Raw genomic sequence first — 3,411 nt, forward strand, 5'->3', positions numbered from 1 at the left:
GGGGCCGTCGGACGACGCGCAACGGTACGAGACCGTCTCACTCAGATGATGGATCACCCCTGAGCCGAATGATCCATAAGGAACTGGATCAGGGCCGGGACGGCGTCCCGGCACCTCCCCGGCAGGCCGGGGAGGTGGTCAGGCGAGGGCCACCAGGTCCCGGTAGTCCGGTCCCCACAGGTCCTCGACACCGTCCGGGAGCAGGATGATGCGCTCCGGCTCCAGCGCCTCCACGGCGCCCTCGTCGTGCGTGACGAGGATGACGGCGCCCTTGTAGGTGCGCAGCGCGCCCAGGATCTCCTCGCGGCTGGCCGGGTCGAGGTTGTTCGTGGGCTCGTCGAGGAGGAGCACGTTCGCCGAGGAGACGACCAGCGTGGCCAGGGCCAGACGGGTCTTCTCGCCGCCGGAGAGCACGCCGGCGGGCTTGTCGACGTCGTCCCCGGAGAACAGGAAGGAGCCGAGCGTCTTGCGCACGTCGACCAGGTCCAGGTCGGGCGCGGAGGAGCGCATGTTCTCCAGGACCGTGCGGTCCGGGTCCAGGGTCTCGTGCTCCTGGGCGTAGTAGCCGAGCTTGAGGCCGTGGCCGGGGACGACCGTGCCGGTGTCGGGCTTCTCGGTGCCCGACAGCAGGCGGAGCAGGGTGGTCTTGCCGGCGCCGTTGAGGCCGAGGATGACCACGCGGGATCCCTTGTCGATGGCCAGGTCGACGTCGGTGAAGATCTCCAGGGAGCCGTAGGACTTCGACAGGCCCTCGGCGGTCAGCGGGGTCTTGCCGCAGGGTGCCGGGTCCGGGAAGCGCAGCTTGGCGACCTTGTCGGAGACGCGGACGGCCTCCAGGCCGGACAGCAGCCGCTCGGCCCGCTTGGCCATGTTCTGCGCCGCGACCGTCTTGGTGGCCTTGGCGCGCATCTTGTCGGCCTGCGAGTTCAGGGCCGCGGCCTTCTTCTCGGCGTTCTGGCGTTCGCGCTTGCGGCGCTTCTCGTCGGCCTCGCGCTGCTGCTGGTAGAGCTTCCAGCCCATGTTGTAGACGTCGATCTGGGCGCGGTTGGCGTCCAGGTAGAACACCTTGTTCACCACGGTCTCGACGAGGTCGACGTCGTGGGAGATCACGACGAAGCCGCCGCGGTAGTTCTTGAGGTAGTCCCGCAGCCAGACGATCGAGTCGGCGTCGAGGTGGTTCGTGGGCTCGTCGAGGAGCAGGGTGTCGGCGTCCGAGAAGAGGATCCGGGCCAGCTCGACGCGGCGGCGCTGACCACCGGAGAGAGTGTGCAGCGGCTGGCCGAGGACCCGCTCCGGCAGGCTGAGCGCGGCCGAGATGGTCGCGGCCTCGGACTCGGCGGCGTACCCGCCCTTGGTGAGGAACTCGGTCTCTTGGCGCTCGTACTGCTTGAGCGCCTTCTCGCGGGTGGCGCCGGAGCCGGTGGCGATGCGCTCCTCGTTCATGCGCATCTTCTTGATGAGGACGTCGAGACCGCGGGCGGACAGGATCCGGTCGCGGGCCAGGACGTCGAGGTCACCGGTGCGCGGGTCCTGCGGCAGGTAGCCGACCTCGCCCGAACGGGTGATGGAGCCGCCGGCGGGCTGGCCCTCTCCCGCGAGGCACTTCGTGAGGGTGGTCTTGCCGGCGCCGTTGCGGCCGACCAGCCCGATGCGGTCGCCCTTGGCGATGCGGAAAGAGGCGGACTCGATGAGGATGCGTGCGCCGGCGCGCAGCTCGACGCCGGTGGCGGTGATCACGGAAATACTCCAGGGCGGGTGGGGACGGCGGAAGGGGGCAGGACGCGAGGCTTCGACGCCGCTAATCCGCGAGGAGATTTGCCATGGGAGACATTCTACCGGGGGTGTGCAACTGCTTTCCGGGGCGGCGGCGGGGCCGCCCGGCCGCACCCGGTCCGCTCCCCGCGTCCCCCGTTCGGCCCAGGCGCCCCCGAGGAGGGGCCAGGGCGCATATCCGGCTGAATAGGTTGATACTCGCCGCAGGGGCGGTCACGCGGCCGCGCCGGCTTCACGGATCGAGGGCGGTGCGGGATGCAGTTCGACGACAACGCCAATCTGGACACGTCCGAGGTCAAGGACGTGCGTGGCAGTCGCATCCCGGGCGGGAAGGCCACTATCGGCGGCGGCCTCGTCGGCATCCTCGCGCTGATCATGGGCCTGCTCTTCGGCGTGGGGCCGGAGCAGCTGGGGCTGTCCTCCGGGGACGAGGAGCCGGCTCCCGCCGCGTCCTCCGTCAACCAGGTCCAGCAGGCGTGCCGGACGGGTCAGGACGCGAACGCGCGCGAGGACTGCCGGCTGGTCGCCGTGGTCAACAGCACCCAGGACTTCTGGCGGCAGGAGTTCACGCGGCGCGGCGGCCAGTACAGCCCGGCGTCGACGGTCTTCTTCACCGGCCGGGTGAACACCGCCTGCGGAGCCGCCACCGCGGCCGTGGGCCCCTTCTACTGCCCCGCCGACCGGCAGGTCTACCTGGACCTGGGCTTCTTCGACGAGCTGCGGACCAAGTTCGGCGCGAGCGGCGGCCCCTTCGCCCAGGCGTACGTCGTGGCCCACGAGTACGGGCACCACATCCAGAACCTGACCGGCACCCTGCAGCGCGCCCAGGACGGGCAGCAGGGCGCGAACAGCAACGCGGTCAAGGTCGAGCTGCAGGCCGACTGCTACGCGGGGGTGTGGGCGCACAATGCGACGCGGACCCCGGACGAGTCCACGGGCCGGCCCCTGATCACCACGCTGACCGACCAGGACATCAGGGACGGGCTGGACGCGGCGGCCGCGGTCGGCGACGACCGGATCCAGGAGAAGTTCCAGGGCCGGGTGACCCCGGAGTCCTGGATGCACGGCTCGGCCGAGCAGCGCCAGCAGTGGTTCTACCAGGGCTACCGGACCGGCGACATGGCCCAGTGCAACACCTTCCGCTGACCGTCGACGGCGCCTGCCATGCTGTGTGACGCGGGTCACCGTCACGAGAGGGAGTGATCGTCATGGCAGGCGTTCCGTCCATCTGTCCCACGCTGGTCTACCGCGACGCGAAGGCGGCGATCAAGCTGCTGACCGAGGCCTTTGGCTTCAGCCAGGTCGCCGTGTACGAGGGGGACGACGGCTCGGTGGTGCACGCGGAGCTGGCGTACGGCAACGGTGTGGTGATGCTGGGCAGCAAGGGCACCGGCGGGGCCTTCGACAAGGCCATGGAGGGCGCCGGCCCCTCGGGGGTCTACGTCGTGGTCGACGACGTGGACGCCCACCACCGGCGGGCCGTCGAGCACGGTGTGGAGGTCCTGATGGGGCCCACCGACCAGGACTACGGCTCCCGCGACTACATGGCCCGGGACGGCGAGGGCAACATCTGGAGCTTCGGCACCTACGCACCGCAGGTCTGAGACCCGCAGCGCCCGGGAACCGCGGCGTACGCGC

Annotated in this window: 3 protein-coding genes; 2 read left to right on the forward strand and 1 reads right to left on the reverse strand. The window is 70.4% G+C overall.

Annotation, left to right across the window (positions count from 1 at the left end):
- Window positions 1–138 precede the first annotated feature (138 nt).
- On the reverse strand, window positions 139–1,737 hold the full coding sequence (locus E6U81_RS39410; protein ID WP_136234790.1) for an ABC-F family ATP-binding cassette domain-containing protein: 1,599 nt from the start codon (window positions 1,735–1,737) through the stop codon (window positions 139–141).
- Window positions 1,738–2,028: 291 nt separating this feature from the next.
- Here E6U81_RS39410 and E6U81_RS39415 point away from each other — a divergent pair, with 291 nt between their 5' ends.
- The gene (locus tag E6U81_RS39415; protein ID WP_136234791.1) at window positions 2,029–2,919 is read left to right on the forward strand and encodes a neutral zinc metallopeptidase; all 891 of its coding nucleotides are present in this window, start codon (window positions 2,029–2,031) and stop codon (window positions 2,917–2,919) included.
- Between the two features lie 62 nt (window positions 2,920–2,981).
- A complete protein-coding gene (locus E6U81_RS39420; protein ID WP_136234792.1) occupies window positions 2,982–3,377 on the forward strand; it encodes a VOC family protein in 396 nt (131 codons plus the stop codon).
- Window positions 3,378–3,411 lie beyond the last annotated feature (34 nt).

It is taken from the genome of Streptomyces sp. A0592 (assembly GCF_004795115.1).
In the GTDB taxonomy this organism is placed as follows: domain Bacteria; phylum Actinomycetota; class Actinomycetes; order Streptomycetales; family Streptomycetaceae; genus Streptomyces; species Streptomyces erythrochromogenes.